Source organism: Streptomyces niveiscabiei (assembly GCF_033794345.1).
Classification (GTDB): Bacteria; Actinomycetota; Actinomycetes; order Streptomycetales; family Streptomycetaceae; genus Streptomyces; species Streptomyces niveiscabiei.
The window spans coordinates 112,995-127,976 of the sequence record NZ_JARAYJ010000004.1; the positions used below are offsets into that span (position 1 = coordinate 112,995).

At 72.1% G+C, this 14,982-nt stretch carries 15 protein-coding genes; 8 read left to right on the forward strand and 7 right to left on the reverse strand.

From position 1 onward, the window contains the following. Window positions 1-45: 45 nt before the first annotated feature. A complete protein-coding gene (locus PV682_RS06810; RefSeq protein ID WP_319725064.1) occupies window positions 46-858 on the forward strand; it encodes an endo alpha-1,4 polygalactosaminidase in 813 nt (270 codons plus the stop codon). A gap of 104 nt (window positions 859-962) precedes the next feature. Here the strand turns inward: PV682_RS06810 and PV682_RS06815 are convergent, their stop codons facing one another. Beyond that, entirely contained in the window at window positions 963-1,745 is a 783-nt protein-coding gene (locus tag PV682_RS06815) for an adenosylcobinamide-GDP ribazoletransferase (RefSeq protein WP_319725066.1), read from the reverse strand. A 79-nt stretch (window positions 1,746-1,824) separates the two neighbouring features. Here PV682_RS06815 and PV682_RS06820 point away from each other — a divergent pair, with 79 nt between their 5' ends. Then, window positions 1,825-2,571, forward strand: a complete 747-nt coding sequence (locus PV682_RS06820; protein WP_319725068.1) for a hypothetical protein — start codon at window positions 1,825-1,827, stop codon at window positions 2,569-2,571. A 670-nt stretch (window positions 2,572-3,241) separates the two neighbouring features. Here the strand turns inward: PV682_RS06820 and PV682_RS06830 are convergent. Next, window positions 3,242-4,921 carry a phosphatidylglycerol lysyltransferase domain-containing protein gene (locus tag PV682_RS06830; RefSeq protein WP_319725070.1) on the reverse strand — a complete coding sequence of 560 codons (1,680 nt, stop codon included), beginning with the start codon at window positions 4,919-4,921 and terminating at the stop codon, window positions 3,242-3,244. A gap of 89 nt (window positions 4,922-5,010) precedes the next feature. Further along, a complete protein-coding gene (cobT, locus tag PV682_RS06835; protein WP_319725072.1) occupies window positions 5,011-6,117 on the reverse strand; it encodes a nicotinate-nucleotide--dimethylbenzimidazole phosphoribosyltransferase in 1,107 nt (368 codons plus the stop codon). 135 nt (window positions 6,118-6,252) lie between these two features. Here cobT and PV682_RS06840 point away from each other — a divergent pair, with 135 nt between their 5' ends. Continuing rightward, window positions 6,253-7,077: a class I SAM-dependent methyltransferase gene (locus PV682_RS06840; RefSeq protein WP_319725073.1), complete on the forward strand. Its 825-nt coding sequence runs from the start codon at window positions 6,253-6,255 to the stop codon at window positions 7,075-7,077. A gap of 300 nt (window positions 7,078-7,377) precedes the next feature. Here PV682_RS06840 and PV682_RS06845 read toward each other — a convergent pair whose 3' ends face one another. Then, window positions 7,378-8,580 (reverse strand): bifunctional adenosylcobinamide kinase/adenosylcobinamide-phosphate guanylyltransferase, encoded by a 1,203-nt coding sequence (locus tag PV682_RS06845; protein WP_319725074.1) that lies wholly within the window; start codon window positions 8,578-8,580, stop codon window positions 7,378-7,380. Between the two features lie 176 nt (window positions 8,581-8,756). Between PV682_RS06845 and PV682_RS06850 the strand changes: the two genes are divergently transcribed. Further along, complete coding sequence (locus PV682_RS06850; protein ID WP_055723876.1) at window positions 8,757-8,969, forward strand: hypothetical protein; 213 nt, start codon at window positions 8,757-8,759, stop codon at window positions 8,967-8,969. 59 nt (window positions 8,970-9,028) lie between these two features. On the opposite strand, the gene PV682_RS06855 is transcribed toward PV682_RS06850, so the two are convergent. Both PV682_RS06855 and PV682_RS06860 read right to left on the reverse strand, forming a co-directional pair. Beyond that, a complete protein-coding gene (locus PV682_RS06855) occupies window positions 9,029-9,730 on the reverse strand; it encodes a class I SAM-dependent methyltransferase (RefSeq protein ID WP_319725076.1) in 702 nt (233 codons plus the stop codon). Between the two features lie 86 nt (window positions 9,731-9,816). After that, window positions 9,817-10,449, reverse strand: coding sequence for a DUF3043 domain-containing protein (locus PV682_RS06860; protein WP_079057139.1), 633 nt, complete (start codon window positions 10,447-10,449; stop codon window positions 9,817-9,819). A 215-nt stretch (window positions 10,450-10,664) separates the two neighbouring features. Here PV682_RS06860 and PV682_RS06865 point away from each other — a divergent pair, with 215 nt between their 5' ends. Together PV682_RS06865 and pspAA are read left to right on the forward strand one after the other, a co-directional pair. Next, window positions 10,665-11,462, forward strand: coding sequence for a PspA/IM30 family protein (locus PV682_RS06865; RefSeq protein ID WP_319725078.1), 798 nt, complete (start codon window positions 10,665-10,667; stop codon window positions 11,460-11,462). Between the two features lie 22 nt (window positions 11,463-11,484). Beyond that, on the forward strand, window positions 11,485-11,763 hold the full coding sequence (gene pspAA, locus PV682_RS06870) for a PspA-associated protein PspAA (protein ID WP_319725080.1): 279 nt from the start codon (window positions 11,485-11,487) through the stop codon (window positions 11,761-11,763). Window positions 11,764-11,767: 4 nt separating this feature from the next. Here the strand turns inward: pspAA and PV682_RS06875 are convergent, their stop codons facing one another. Beyond that, a complete protein-coding gene (locus PV682_RS06875; RefSeq protein WP_319725082.1) occupies window positions 11,768-12,211 on the reverse strand; it encodes a VOC family protein in 444 nt (147 codons plus the stop codon). A 795-nt stretch (window positions 12,212-13,006) separates the two neighbouring features. Between PV682_RS06875 and PV682_RS06880 the strand changes: the two genes are divergently transcribed. Both PV682_RS06880 and PV682_RS06885 read left to right on the forward strand, forming a co-directional pair. Further along, window positions 13,007-14,278, forward strand: a complete 1,272-nt coding sequence (locus tag PV682_RS06880) for a sensor histidine kinase (protein WP_407705615.1) — start codon at window positions 13,007-13,009, stop codon at window positions 14,276-14,278. Then, window positions 14,275-14,955 carry a response regulator transcription factor gene (locus PV682_RS06885; protein WP_319725086.1) on the forward strand — a complete coding sequence of 227 codons (681 nt, stop codon included), beginning with the start codon at window positions 14,275-14,277 and terminating at the stop codon, window positions 14,953-14,955. Before PV682_RS06880 ends, PV682_RS06885 begins: the two co-directional genes overlap by 4 nt. The last annotated feature ends 27 nt before the right edge of the window (window positions 14,956-14,982 follow it).

Here is a 14,982-nt window from a genome sequence, read left to right on the forward strand (position 1 = left end):
GGGATCATCACGGGGAACGCCGCCGCACAGTCTGGAGCCGGTCCCTTGAGACGCCCCATCCTCGCCCTCCTCCCGCTGCTCCTTCTGGTGGGCTGCACGAGTGCGCCGGGTACGGAGGAGGAGGCCCCCACCCCGACGCCGGCCCCCGCGTCGCCGGCCGGCCGCTGGCAGCCCCGGCCCGGTGTCGCCTGGCAGTGGCAGCTGAGCGGCAGGCTCGACACGTCCGTCGACGTCCCCGTCTACGACATCGACGGCTTCGACCAGTCCAAGGCGACCGTCGCCGCGCTCCACGCGAAGAACCGCAAGGTCATCTGCTACCTCTCGACCGGCGCGTACGAGGACTGGCGCCCCGACGCCGCCGACTTCCCCGAGTCCGTCATCGGCAAGGGCAACGGCTGGGAAGGCGAACGCTGGCTGGACATCCGGCAGTTGGACACCCTCGAACCCCTGATGGCCAAGCGCCTCGACATGTGCGAGGAGAAGGGCTTCGACGCGGTGGAGCCGGACAACATGGACGGCTACCGCAACGACACCGGCTTCCCCCTGAAGCCCGACGACCAGCTCCGCTACAACCGCCTCATCGCCCGGCTGTCCCACGACCGGGGCATGTCGGTGGGCCTGAAGAACGACATGGACCAGATCCCGTCCCTGCTCGACGACTTCGACTTCGCGGTCAACGAACAGTGCGCCCAGTACGACGAATGCGACACCCTGACCCCCTTCATCGACGCGGGCAAGGCGGTGTTCCACGTGGAGTACGAGCTGCCGACGAGCAAGTTCTGCGCGGAGTCGAGGGAGCTGAGGCTGAGCTCGCTGGAGAAGAAGTACGAGCTGGGGGCGTGGCGCAGGTCATGTTGAAACGAACGTGGGGCTGATGCCGTTTAGGGGCGCGGGGAACTGCGCGACCAGCCACAACGCTGCCGCACCCGCCACACAACCATTCGCCCCCTCCGATACAGCGCTCACCCCACCGTCAGCACGACCAAACTCACCACCCCCGCCACCTCCGCAACCCCCCCGAACACATCCCCGGTCACCCCGCCGAACCGCTGCACGCACCGCCGCAGCAACAACTCCGCCGCCCCCACCCCCAGCACGACAGCCGGCACCGCCCCAGCCGCCCCGACCCACCACCCGGCCACCCCCGCGCACACACCCACCGCACCCCCGACCCCCCACACCCACCCCACCGGTACGACCCCCGCGACCGCCGCCCCCAGCCCCTCCGGCCGAGCGGCCGGTACCCCCGCCCGCGCCGCGAACGTCAGCGCCAGGCGTGCCGTCACGGCGGCCACCGCCACCCCGAACGCCCCCCGCGCCCACGACTCCTCGTACAGCCGGGTCACCGCCGCGACCTGGGCCAGCAGCACCAGCACGAGCGTCAGTACCCCGAACGGCCCGATGTCGGACTGCTTCATGATGCGCAGGGCGTCTTCGGCGGGCTTCCCGCTGCCGAGCCCGTCGGCCGTGTCGGCCAGCCCGTCGAGGTGCAGCCCCCGGGTCAGCGCGGCGGGAACGGCCACCGAGGCGACGGCGGCCACCATCGGCCCCGTACCCAGCGCCAGCAGCACCGCTCCGAGCGCCGCCGCGCACCCCCCGACCACGACCCCCACCAGCGGCGCCCAGGTCATTCCGCCGCGCGCGGCCTCCCGGTCCCACCGGGACACGCGAACCGGGATCACCGTCAGCGTGCCGAAGGCGAACCGCGGGCCGTGGAGGGGGAAACTGTCGGACATCGAGGGCATCGGCGCAGATTATCCGACGGTCGCACCGAGCCCCGCCCTCGACACCGGGCCCCACCGCCGACAGGGATGAAGTACGCACATGGGACATTGGCTGCAACGGAACATCGTGGAACCGGGCAAGCTCCCCCTCCTCCTGGCTCTCACGGCGTTCGTCCTGACGTTCCTCCTCACCCGCCTGGTGACCCGTCTGATCCGCGCGGGCAAAGGCCCGTTCGGCAACGTCAACGCGGGCGGCCTGCACATCCACCACGTCGTACCCGGCGTGGTCCTCACGGTCATCGGCGGCTTCGGCGCCATCGCGACCGGCACGCACGGCGCGGGCGCCTGCGCCGCGGCGGTCTGCTTCGGCACCGGCACGGGCCTGGTCCTGGACGAGTTCGCGCTGATCCTGCACCTGGACGACGTGTACTGGACGGAGGAGGGCCGCAAGAGCGTGGAGGTGGTCGTCCTGACGGCCGCCCTGGTCGGCCTGGTCCTCCTCGGCTACTCGCCCCTGGGCGTGGACGACCTCTCGAACGACGAGGTGGCGGGCAGGGGAGTGGCCCTGACGACGGTCGTCGTCAACTTCCTCCTCTCCCTGATCGCCCTCGCGAAGGGCAAGGCCCGCACGGCCGTCTTCGGCGTCATCGTCCCCGCGGTCGCCCTGATCGGCGCGCTGCGCCTGGCCCGCCCCAAGTCCCCCTGGGCCCGCCACTTCTACACCCGCCGCCCCCGCGCCAGAGCCCGCGCCGAACGCCGGGCGGAACGCGGCGACCGCCGCTGGTCACGCGTACGACGGTGCGTGGAGGAACTGGTGGGAGGCAAACCGGATCCGTCGTCACGGTGACGAGCGAGCGGACCCCCCGGCGGCTCGCCCCGCACGGCCCTCTCTCCCCACCACGCCCGCACCCCCACCAGCACCCCCACCGCGACGATCGCCGCCACGTGCTCCTTCCCCGCGAGGTTCGTCTTGACGGCCACCTCCACCAGCATCGCGAGCACGACCACCGCCCCGGTCACGTACGCCCGGTACCGCCACGCCAGACACACCGCGAGCCCCACGACGGCGGCCGACGGCCCCGTGTCGACGACCTTCGCGTCCGAGGCGGGCAGCCCCAGCACCGGCACATCGGGCCCCAGCGCGACACCCACGCGCGCGTACAGCGTCCCGGCGAGGGTCGCGGCGTACGCGACGGCCAGCGTCCGCCACCACCCCAGACAGATCTCCGCGAGCCCGAACACCAGCAGGATCTGGGCCAGCGCACCCCAGACCGGCAGGTCGAGCGCGGGGACGAAGAGGGAGAGCGGCGTACGGAGCAGGGCGAGGTACAGGGGGTCCCGCGCGCGGACCGCGCCGAGGTCCTGGACGACCTGGTACCCCCAGTCGAGGTTCTGCACGGCTTGCAGCACCGACGTCGTACAGACCGCGGCGACCGTCATCACCGGTACGGCCCACCGCCGCCGCACGGCGAGCCACAGCGGACCCCACTCGGTACGGGCCCACCGGACGAGGACGTTCATCGGCGGCCTCCCGGCAACCATCCCGGCACTTCCAAGAACCCCTCCGCCCGAGCAGACGCCAGCCCGATCCGGGGCAGGTCCGCGCTCTTCTCGAAGAGCAGGAACCGCGGCTCCCAGATCGGCCGGTACTTCGCGTTGGCCCGGTAGAGGGACTCGATCTGCCACCACCGGGAGCAGAAGCTGAGCAGGGACCGCCACAGCCGCAGCACGGGCCCGGCACCGAGCCGCGCCCCGCGTTCGAAGACGGACCGGAACATCGCGAAGTTGAGCGAGACCTGAGTGATCCCGATCTCCCCGCCCCGCCGCAGGAGTTCGATGACCATGTACTCCATCAGCCCGTTGTCGCTGCCGCGATCACGCCGCATGAGGTCGAGGGAGAGCCCGCGGGGGCCCCACGGCACGAAGGACAGCAGCGCCCGGGGCACCCCGTCCGCGTCGAAGCACTCGACGACCACGCACCGCCCGTCCCGGGGGTCCCCGAGCCTGCCGAGCGCCATGCTGAACCCGCGCTCGGTGTCCCCGTCCCGCCACGCGTCGGCCAGCCGTACGACCCCGGCCATCTCGGCGCCCGGAACCTCCTCGTGCCGCCGGATCCGCACGGTGTACCCAGCCCGCCGCACCCGGTTGTACGCCTGCCGCACGGTCCGCATCGCCCTGCCCTCCAGCGTGAACTCGTCCACCTCCACGATCGCCTCGTCCCCGAGTTCCAGCGCGTCGAGCCCGTGCCGCCGGTACACGTTCCCCGCCTCTTCCCCGGCCCCCATGACCGCCGGAATCCACCCGTGCGCCCGCGCTTCGTCGAGCCACGGCACAATCGCCCCCGGCCACGCCTCGGGATCTCCGAGCGGATCTCCTGAGGCCAGCGAAACACCCCCGACGACCCGATAGGCGACCGCGGCTTTGTACGTCGGCGACCACACGACGCTCTTTTCCCGGCGCAAGGAGAAATAGCCGAGCGAATCCCGCTCGCCATGCTTGTCGAGGAGTTCCCGGAGCCGTTTCTCGTCCTCGTGGTCCAGCGGATCGACGACCCGGCGGGAACGGAACGCGGCGTACAGCACGGCGAGCACGAGGACGGTGCTCATCCCGTTGACGGCGACATCGACCCAGGTGGGCGGCGCGACCCCCGACTCCTCGGCGGAGACCGACGCGAGCCGCAGGGTGCCGTACCACCACTGCTGCACGAAGCTGCCGCCCGCTGTGTCGGTGAGCGCGACCAGCCCTCCGGCCAGCAAAGACGCGCCCAGCAGCCCGCCCCCGCCGACCAGGGCCGCGAGCTTCGGGTTGGCCCGGTCGCCCTTGGCGTAGAACTCCCGCCGCCCGAGAATCAGCGCCACGACGAATCCGGCGGTGATCCCGTAGGAAACCCAATTCTGCGGACAACTCCGGACCTCGGGCAGCAGAATGGCCACCGAGAAAAGCAGCAGAAAAGCCCCGCTGAGCACCAGATTGAGAATCCAGGCGGCCCGCTTACGCCTCCGCGCCATCACGGCGAGAAACGTGGCGAAAACCCCGGAGGAAAACCCGGCGGTCAAGAGATACGGCGTGAAGAGATCCGCCTGATTGTGCTGCCGGACATCCTGCCCGAACGACACCCACACCCCACTGAGGAAGTTGACGAACGCAACCACCCGCAGATACCAGACGACAACAGCACCAGCCCGAACGCGTCCCATGCGTCGGGATGCTATGTCCCGTTATGCGCAAACCTGACGATCACCGCGCAAGGGCGCAGCCCGACCCGACGGGACTGCGCCCACCGCCCCTACGCCTCGGAAGCCTCCGGTTCCACGGCCTCGTCCGCAGGCTTCTCCTCGGCCCGCTCCTCAGCCTTCTCCGGCAACTCCGCGGCGAGCGCGGCGGCGGCCTGCACCAGCGGCAGCGCCAGCACACCCCCCGCACCCTCCCCGACCTGCACGTTCTGCTCCAGCAGCGGCTCCAGCGCCATCCGGTCGAGCGCCTTCGCCTGCCCCGGCTCCCCGGTCCTGTGCGCGGCCAGCCACCAGTCCGGCGCCCGGAAGGCGACACGCTGGCCCACCAGCGCACACGCGGCGACCACCACCCCGTCCAGCACGACCGGCAGCTTCCGCACGGCGCACTGGAGCAGGAACCCGGTCATCGCGGCGAGATCCGCGCCGCCCACGGTCGCCAGCAGCTGAAGCTGGTCCCCGAGCACCGGCCGGGCCCGCCGCAGCGCGTCCCGGATCGCCGCGCACTTCCGCATCCAGGCGAGGTCGTCGATGGCGAGCCCGCCACGCCCCGTCACGACCGAGGCGTCCGTCCCGCACAGCGCGGCGATCAGCACACCGGCCGCCGTCGTCCCGCCCACGCTCACATCACCCAGCACCACGAGGTCGGTCCCCGAGTCCGCCTCCTCGTCGGCGACCGCCACGCCCGCGCGGAACGCCGCCTCCGCCTCCTCCAGAGTCAGCGCGTCCTCGATGTCGATACGGCCGCTGCCCCGCCGCACCCGGTGCCGTACGACATCCGCCGGGAAGGCGTCCGGCTCGCAGTCCAGGGACATGTCCACGACCCGCACCGGGACCCCGGCGCGGCGCGCCAGCACGGAAACGGGGCGACCGCCCTCCAGGACCGCCCGCACCAGCTCGGCGGCGGTACCGGCCGGCCGCGAGGAGACGCCCAGTTCGGCGATCCCGTGGTCCCCGGCGAACAGCACGACCCGGGGGCGGTCGACCGGGCGCACCGGGACCACGCCCTGCGCCGCCGCCAGCCACTCACCCAGGTCGTCGAGGCGCCCCAGCGCACCGGGCGGCACGATCTGACGCTCACGCCGCGCCTCCGCGTCGCGCCGTACCCCGCCGTCGGGGCGCTCGATCAGATCGGTGAAGTCGTCGAGATTAAGCGAGCTCATTCGCCGAACAGTACCGGCCCCGGTCGAACAGTTTCCGCGCCACATCTCCCCGCCGGGGGTGCGGCGTCGTTGCACGCAAGATCGCCATCCCATACGTTCCGTTTCGCGAAGAATGTCGCCCACCGGGGAGCGCTCATGCCGGACGTCCAGGAACCACACAGCGCCGACTGCCCCTGGTGCGCCTCCAAACAGATCCGTACCGGGCGCCACGCCGGGTACGCCGAGTGCGCGGACTGCGGGCACGGTTTCCGTACGACGGCGGGTGCCGTACGGGGCCCCCTCCTGGACCGCGCCCTCGCCGCACGCACGACCCGGCGCCGCCTCCGCGCCACCGCCCACGCGATGACCCCGTTCCCGGAGCCCGAGAGCTGGCTGGACATCGGGACGGGAGACGCGGACTTCCCCCAGGCGGCCAAGGAACTCTTCACGTACACGTCCTTCGACGGGGTCGACGCGACGCCCCGCGTGGACCGGGCGCGCTCAGCGGGCCGCGTGGAGGAAGCGCACCGGGCCCTGGGACCCGCCCTCGACTCCCGCTACGACGTGGTCAGCGTCCTCCATCACCTGGCCCACGCCCCCGACCCCCGGGCCGAACTCTCCGCAGCCCTCCGCACACTCCGCCCCGGCGGCCACGCCCTCCTCGAACTCCCCGACCCCACATCCCCGAACCCCTGGCGCACCCCCCACCTCATCCCCCTGGAAAACCTCCGCACAGAACTGGAGACCCAGGGCTGCGAAGTCCTGACGGCGGACCGGCGCGGCGCACACATCCCGTACGACGTATCGACAACAGCGGCGCTACTCCTGACGCGTTACGTCCCACCCCGAACGCTGCCCCTAGCGAGCCCCCTGATGCTTCTGGCGACGGCGCTGGACCACACCCTCGCCCCGCTGCTGCGCCGCACCCGCTTCGCGAACACGTACAGGGTGATCGCGAGAAAGAGGAAGGGGGTGGCGTAGGGGAGTGCTTCGCCTGCGGCCCGGTGGGGCTCGCTCGCGCAGTTCCCCGCGCCCCTAAAAACACCGACGGTGACCGCGCATCGACACAGCCCCGCACCCTGGAAACTACCGTCACCGTAGGTTTTCTAGGGGCGCGGGGCTGTGTCGATGTGTGGCTCTGCCGCGTGGGCGCGACCAGTCCTCGCCGCGCTCGCAGCGGACAGCGACCCACGTCTTTTAGGGGCGCGGGGCTGTGTCGATGTGCGGCTCTGCCGCGTGGGCGCGACCAGCCACAGATCACCCGCAGCCGCCCCGCCCCCCTCAGCCCCGTAGGACCATCGCCTGGCCCGCCACCACCAGCACGACCTGTTCGCACTGCCCGGCCACCCCCGCGTTGAGCCTGCCCAGCTCGTCCCGGTATCTGCGGCCGGAAGCCGTGGCGGGCACGATGCCGGAGCCCACCTCGTTGGACACGAGGACCACTGTCCGCCGGGTTGCCCGCAGGGCCTCCAACAGCTCGCCTACCCGCTCGCGGAGTGCCTTCTCGCCCCCGTCCGCCCACACCGCGTCGTCCCACGCCCCGACGGAGTCCATCGTGTCGGTGAGCCACAGGGACAGACAGTCGATGAGCAGCGGCGGGCCCTCCTCGACGAGCAGCGGCACCAGATCGCAGGTCTCGGCGGTACGCCAGGAACCGGGCCGGCGTTCGCGGTGGAGGGCGACCCGGGAGGCCCACTCCGTGTCGCCGCCCCGGGTGCCGCCCGTCGCGACGTACAGGACGTCGGGGAACGCCTCCAGCCGGCGTTCCGCCTCGACGGACTTGCCCGAGCGCGCGCCGCCGAGGACGAGGGTGCGGCGGGGCACGTCGGGTACGTCCTCGTAGACGCCGACGGTGAGGGTCGTACCGTCCGGCACGGCCCGCGCCCCGACCGCGGCGAGCCGGCGCCGCAGCTCACGGCCGGGGGGAACGTCGTGGTCCAGGTGGACGGCGATCACATCGGTCGTGGCGCCGACCGCACCCACCGCCCGCAGCCGGGCCAGCGCGTCCGGCCGCCCCACGACGTCCAGCAGCACCATGTCGTACCGCTGCTCCCCGCCCTCCTCCAGCCCCGCGGGCGCCCCGCCGGGCGGCAGGTACAGCACCCGCTGGCCGTCGGTTCCGGTGACGGCGTACCCCGTACCCCCCGCGTCCATGGCGACGGCCCGCACCCGATGCCCGGTCAGCAGGGCCAACTCCCGCCCGTCGGGCACCCGTCCGGGCCGGGGGAGGCCGAGCGGCACCTCGACGGCGGGCCCGTCGTGGGGGTGGGACAGCAGCACCTGCCGCACCCCGCCGAGCGACTGCCCCGCACGGGCGGCGGCGAAGGCGGCACCGGGAGTGAGGTCGAGCAGCAGGGCCCCGTCGACCGACACGGACGTGGCCGCCCGGACCTCCTCCCCCAGGGACACGGCACACACCGCGCAAGCACAGTCGGGACGGGGAAGTCCCGCAGGGGCACCGGTACCGAGCAGAGTCAATTCCACGGATCGATTTTCACCCGAAGGGAAAGCGGACGCGCGACATGAGCGAAGGACTCGCGGGGTAACCGCCGACATCCTGAGGGCATCGCAACCCCGAAGCCCTCTACGACCGGCACCCCGAACCGCATACGCTGGGCCACCGGACCAAGATCAGACCCCGGTCACACCAGGAGGCGTACATGGCGGCATGGACGTGGCGGTTCGAGAAGGCCGACGGGACGGAGGTCCAACCCGCCGTGGAACCGGAGGAGTTCACCACGCAGGGGGACGCCGAGTCCTGGATCGGCGAGCAGTGGCAGGCCCTCGCGGACGGCGGCGCCGACCAGGTCCGCCTCTTCGAGGACACCACGGAGATCTACGGCCCGATGAGCCTGCACCCGGCAGGGTCCTGAGCCAGGGGAACCGCACCGCCCGGTGGGAACCCCTCACCGGGCGGTGCCCCGAACGGCTGTCAGCCCCGCACGCCGCACAGGTGGACGAGCGCGGCGACCCCCCGATAGGGATCCGTACGCCCGGCCCGCTCCTCGGCGGCGAGCAGCGGCCCCAGATCCTGCGGCACGACCGCGTCGTCGGGAGCCGCGTCCGTGAACACCCGGACCCCGTACCAGGCCTGGAGCGGCGCCCCGATCCCGGCGAGCGCGTCGGTCAGCGTCGCCAGCCGGTCCGCCCGTACGTCGAGCCCGAGCCGGTTCGTGTAGTCGACGGAGTCGAACGCGGCCTGCGCGGTGGCCCAGTCCCCGGAGAGCCCGGGCCGCATGGCGAGGGCGTCGCCGTTGCGGACGAGGAGCGACACCATGCCGCCGGGCGCCAGCATCCGCCCGAGCCCGGCGAGGAGCGCGTCGGGATCGGGAACGTACATCAGCACCCCATGACAGAGCACGATGTCGAAGCTGCCCGGCAGGAAGTGGACACCCGTCTCCCGCCCGTCGCCCTCTATGATCCGCACCCGCTCACGGATGCCCTCGGGCTCACGGGCCAGCGCCTCGCGCGCGGTGGCCAGCATCAGCGGATTCTGTTCGAGCCCGGTCACCTCGTGACCGAGCCGGGCGAGCCGCAGGGCCTGCGTACCCTGCCCCATCCCGACGTCGAGGACCCGCAGCCGCCGCCCGACGGAGTACCGCCCCGCTATCTGTTCGTCGAGCTGGCGTGCCACCAGTTCCTGTCGTACGACGTCCCGCAGCCCGCCCAGCCGGTCCAGCCAGGCCTCGGCCGCGTCCCCGGAGAACGACGGCGTGGCACTCAGAGCTTCGCACCCCGCTTGACCTGCGGCTTCGGCAGGCGGAGCCGGCGGACCTGGAGGGAGCGCATGAGGGCGTACGGGACGGCGCCCTTGTGGCGCTCCTCGGGGAAGCGGGCCGTGAGCTGCTTGCGCAGCCGGAAGGTGATCACGAACGAGTCGAGCACGATCAGCACGATCAGGACCAGCCACAGCAGCAGCGAGAGCGTCTGGAGCTCGGCGACGCGGACGATGCTCATCGCGAGGATGACGACGGCCATCGGCAGGAACGTCTCCGCGACGTTCAGCCGGGAGTCGATGAAGTCGCGGGTGAACTTGCGGACCTTGCCCTGGTCGCGGGCGGGCAGGTAGCGCTCGTCGCCACCGGCGAGAGCCTCGCGCTGCTTGTCCAGCGCGCGCCGCCGCTCTTCGCGCTGGCGCTTGGCCGCCTCCTTCCGCGTCATCGGCGTGTTGGAGACGCTGCGCCGCTGGGAGCGGGCCTCACTGCGCTTCGGCGTGGGCCGGCCCTTGGGGGCCTGCGGGTCTCGGGTCAGCTTGGAGTCGGTCGTCGGCGCCTCGTCGGCGACGGCGGCCTTCTCGTCCTTGGTGGCACGGCTACGGAACACAAAACCCAAGGGTAAGCGTTCCGGGCGCATGGACCCCAGTCGGGCGGGGAACGATCCGGCAACGCCGGTCGTCTTGTAAGCAAGGGGTTCACCTACTCCTTACGCCGGATCGGGGGCGGGCACAGTCGTCCTTGGGGAGGAGCGCATCCGTCCCGGAACAGTGCGTCAATGGAGGCAGGGCCCGTACTGTGGGTTCTGTCGCAGATCGTGAGCTGGAGTCTGTCAGAAGGGGGCGCGCGAAGCCCATGAGCGGTGTCATGAAGCGTATGGGGATGATCTTCCGCGCGAAGGCGAACAAAGCCCTTGACCGGGCCGAGGACCCGCGCGAAACCCTCGATTACTCGTATCAGAAGCAGCTGGAGCTGCTCCAGAAGGTCCGCCGGGGCGTGGCCGACGTCGCCACCTCCCGCAAGCGCCTCGAACTCCAGCTCAACCAGTTGCAGTCCCAGTCGTCCAAGCTGGAGGACCAGGGCCGCAAGGCGCTCGCCCTCGGCCGCGAGGACCTCGCCCGCGAGGCGCTGTCCCGCCGCGCCGCGCTCCAGCAGCAGGTCACCGACCTGGAGACCCAGCACTCCACGCTCCAGGGCGAGGAGGAGAAGCTCACCCTCGCGGCCCAGCGCCTCCAGGCCAAGGTGGACGCCTTCCGTACGAAGAAGGAGACCATCAAGGCGACGTACACGGCGGCCCAGGCCCAGACCCGCATCGGCGAGGCGTTCTCCGGCATCTCCGAGGAGATGGGGGACGTCGGCCTCGCGATCCAGCGCGCCGAGGACAAGACCGCGCAGCTCCAGGCCCGCGCGGGCGCGCTCGACGAGCTCCTCGCCTCGGGTGCCCTCGACGACCCCACCGGCCTCGCCAAGGACGACATCCAGAGCGAGCTGGACCGCCTCTCCGGTGGTACTGATGTAGAGCTGGAACTCCAGCGCATGAAGGCCGAACTGGCCGGGGGGCCGTCCGCCTCCCAGCAGGCCATCGAGGGCGGCGCCGGTCAGTCCCAGCCACAGCAGCAGTCACAGGACACCCCCCGCTTCGACAAGCAGTAGGGGTCACGCCAAGGAGGTCGTCATGATCGTACGGATCATGGGTGAGGGGCAGCTGGAACTCTCGGAGACCCACCTCCCAGAACTGAACAAGCTGGACGACGACCTCCTGACGGAACTCGAATCCGCCGACGAGCAGGCCTTCCGCCGGACCCTGACGGCCCTCCTGAACGAGGTCCGCCGCCTCGGCACCCCCCTCCCGCCCGACGCCCTGCACCCCTCCGACCTGATCCTCCCGGGCCCGGACGCGACCCTCGCGGAAGTCCGGGCCATGCTCAACGACGACGGCCTGATCCCCGGCTGACCCGTCACTTCCTCGCCCCCGGCGGCCTCTCCTCCCCGAACACCCACGGGGCCAGCACCACCAGCCACCCGTCCGGATCCTCGAAGAGGACCGCGCCGTGCTCGTCCCAGTAGGGGTTGGCCGGTGCCACCGGGGCGTGCCCGTGTTCCGCGAGCCGTGCCGCCGCCGCGGCCACCGCCTCCGGCCCCCGCAGGTACAGCACGAGCTGGTTCTCCGGGTGCGCCTCGGGGATGCGGGGCGACTCCCCGTACTGCAACAGCTCCATGTTCACGGGCGCGCCCGGCAACCCCAGCACGACCCCGTCGTACCCACTGTGCCCCCGCCACTCCGCGAGGACGGGCAACCCGAGAGCATCCCGGTAGAACACGAGGACGTCGTCGTAGTGAGCGGTGGGCCGGGCGAACCGGACGGCGCCGACGTCGAGATGGGAGGGCCAGGTGTGAGTCATGGGGGCATGCTCACATGCCCCGGCGGGACCCTGGATCGGACCACAGCAGTAACCGGCCGGGGGAGGGACCTAGGACTTACGGCACAGGCGCCCGGCTCGGACCTGGCCCTGGCCCGGAACGCGGCTCATCCCTGAACCGACTCGCACTTGGCCTCGGCCCGACTCGCGCCCGCCTCCCGGCCTCGGCCCGCGCCCGGCCCCGGCTTGTGCCCGTCTTCTGGCCTGGTTCGTGCCCGCTTCCTGGCCTGGTTCGCGCTCGGCCTTGGCTTGTGCCCGTCTTCTGGCCTGGTTCGTGCCCGCTTCCTGGCCTGGTTCGCGCCCGGCCTTGGCTTGTGCCCGTCTTCTGGCCTGGTTCGTGCCCGCTTCCTGGCCTGGTTCGCGCTCGGCCTTGGCTTGTGCCCGTCTTCTGGCCTGGTTCGCGCCCGCTTCCTGGCCTGGTTCGCGCCCGGCCTTGGCTTGTGCCCGTCTCCCGGCCCGGCTCGTGCCCGTCTCCCGGCCCGGCTCGTGCCCGGCTTCGGCCCGGCTCGCGCCCGCCTCCCGGCCTCGGCTCGCGCCCGGCCCCGGCTTGTGCCCGTCTTCTGGCCTGGTTCGCGCCCGCTTCCTGGCCTGGTTCGCGCCCGGCCTTGGCTTGTGCCCGTCTCCCGGCCCGACTCGCACTTGGCCTCGGCCCGACTCGCGCCCGCCTCCCGGCCTCGGCCCGCGCCCGGCCCCGGCTTGTGCCCGCCTCCTGGCCCGGCCCGTGCCCACCCCCGGGCCCGAAACGCACCCCCGCCCCCGAACCGGAACGCACCCCCGATGACGCTCCCCCCGCCCCCGCCGTACCTTGGCAGCGTGAGCACACGCACCCGTACCCTCGATCGAGCCCGCGGCGGTGTCAGCGCGCATCCTCTCGCCCTGGACGCGGCGATCGCGGCCGGGGTTCTCGTGTGCATGCTCGCCGGCAGCTTCGTGGAGCCGCACGGGGACCGGGGGGTGAGCTGGGGTGTCAGCACGCCTGATCCGTTGAGCCTCGTTCTGATGACGCTCGGCGCGATTGCGCTGATCTTCAGGCGCCGGGCCCCGATCAGGGTCCTCGCGGCGACGTCCGGCGTGTCCCTCGCCGAGTGTCTGACGGCCGGTGATCCGAGGGCACCCGTGGTGATGTCGGCCGTCGTCGCCCTGTTCACGGTCGCCGCGTCGACGGACCGCTCGACCACCCTGCGCCTGGGCGTCCTGACGGTCACGGTCCTCACCGGCGCCGCGATGCTGGCGGGCCCCCTGCCCTGGTACGCGCAGGAAAACCTCGGCATCTTCGCCTGGACCGGCATCGGGGCGACGGCCGGTGACGCCGTGCGCAGCAGGCGGGCGGTGGTCCAGGCGATCAGGGACCGGGCGGAGCGGGCGGAGCGCACCCGGGAGGAGGAGGCCCGCCGGAGGGTCGCCGAGGAGCGCCTGAGGATCGCGCGGGACCTGCACGACGTGGTCGCGCACCACATCGCCCTGGTGAACGTCCAGGCGGGAGTCGCGGCGCACGTCATGGACAAGCGCCCCGACCAGGCCAAGGAAGCCCTCGCGCACGTCCGCGAGGCCAGCCGCTCGGCGTTGAACGAACTCCGCGCCACCGTGGGCCTGCTGAGGCAGTCCGGCGACCCGGAGGCCCCCACGGAACCCGCCCCGGGCCTGGGCCGCCTGGACGAACTCGCGGACACCTTCCGCAACGCGGGCCTGAAGGTCGAGGTCGCGCGGGCGGACCAGGACACGACCCTCCCCGCGGCCGTGGACCTCGCCGCGTACCGGGTCATCCAGGAAGCCCTGACGAACGTTCGGAAGCACGCGGGAGCCGACGCGAAGGCGGAGGTCAGCGTCGTACGGGTGGGCCCGAACGTGGAGATCACGGTGCTGGACAACGGCGCGCCGCCCGCGGACCGGCCCGGGGAGACCGGCGGGGGCCACGGCCTGCTCGGTATGCGGGAGCGGGTCACCGCCCTGCGCGGGACCCTCACCACCGGCCCCCGTTACGGCGGCGGCTTCCGGGTCCATGCGATCCTGCCGGTCAAGACGACCAGCAAGGCGGAGAACTCCCTATGACACCGATCCGGGTCCTGCTCGCCGACGACCAGGCGCTGCTGCGCAGCGCGTTCCGCGTGCTCGTGGACTCGGAGCCGGACATGGAGGTCGTGGGCGAGGCGTCGGACGGCGCGCAGGCGGTACGCCTGGCGAAGGAGGAGCGCGCGGACGTCGTCCTCATGGACATCCGCATGCCGGGGACGGACGGTCTCGCGGCGACGCGGATGATCAGCGCCGACCCGGCGCTCGCGCACGTCAGGGTCGTGATACTGACGACGTTCGAGGTGGACGACTACGTCGTGCAGTCGCTGAGGGCGGGCGCCTCCGGCTTCCTCGGCAAGGGCAGCGAACCGGAGGAACTGCTCAGCGCGATCCGGGTCGCGGCGGGCGGCGAGGCCCTGCTGTCCCCGGCCGCGACGAAGGGCCTGATCGCGAGGTTCCTCGCACAGGGCGACGACGACCCGGGCGACCCGGTCAGAGCGGCCCGCCTGGAGGCACTGACCGTCCGCGAGCGCGAGGTCCTGGTCCAGGTCGCCGGGGGCCACTCGAACGACGAGATCGCGGAGCGGCTCGAAGTGAGCCCGCTGACCGTGAAGACGCACGTCAACCGGGCCATGGCCAAGCTGGGCGCCCGGGACAGGGCCCAACTCGTCGTCATCGCCTACGAGTCGGGCCTGGTACGCCCAAGGGTGGAGTGACGTTCGTACGGTCGTACTGCGGCCGGA

Bases quoted from the DNA above. Each gene is read 5' to 3' on its own strand.
- PV682_RS06815 (WP_319725066.1), bottom strand. From the start codon at position 1,745: ATGCCCTCGATGTCCGACAGTTTCCCCCTCCACGGCCCGCGGTTCGCC.
- PV682_RS06820 (WP_319725068.1), top strand. From the start codon at position 1,825: ATGGGACATTGGCTGCAACGGAACATCGTGGAACCGGGCAAGCTCCCC.
- PV682_RS06830 (WP_319725070.1), bottom strand. From the start codon at position 4,921: ATGGGACGCGTTCGGGCTGGTGCTGTTGTCGTCTGGTATCTGCGGGTG.
- cobT (WP_319725072.1), bottom strand. From the start codon at position 6,117: ATGAGCTCGCTTAATCTCGACGACTTCACCGATCTGATCGAGCGCCCC.
- PV682_RS06840 (WP_319725073.1), top strand. From the start codon at position 6,253: ATGCCGGACGTCCAGGAACCACACAGCGCCGACTGCCCCTGGTGCGCC.
- PV682_RS06850 (WP_055723876.1), top strand. From the start codon at position 8,757: ATGGCGGCATGGACGTGGCGGTTCGAGAAGGCCGACGGGACGGAGGTC.
- PV682_RS06860 (WP_079057139.1), bottom strand. From the start codon at position 10,449: ATGCGCCCGGAACGCTTACCCTTGGGTTTTGTGTTCCGTAGCCGTGCC.
- PV682_RS06865 (WP_319725078.1), top strand. From the start codon at position 10,665: ATGAGCGGTGTCATGAAGCGTATGGGGATGATCTTCCGCGCGAAGGCG.
- pspAA (WP_319725080.1), top strand. From the start codon at position 11,485: ATGATCGTACGGATCATGGGTGAGGGGCAGCTGGAACTCTCGGAGACC.
- PV682_RS06875 (WP_319725082.1), bottom strand. From the start codon at position 12,211: ATGACTCACACCTGGCCCTCCCATCTCGACGTCGGCGCCGTCCGGTTC.
- PV682_RS06880 (WP_407705615.1), top strand. From the start codon at position 13,007: ATGACGCTCCCCCCGCCCCCGCCGTACCTTGGCAGCGTGAGCACACGC.
- PV682_RS06885 (WP_319725086.1), top strand. From the start codon at position 14,275: ATGACACCGATCCGGGTCCTGCTCGCCGACGACCAGGCGCTGCTGCGC.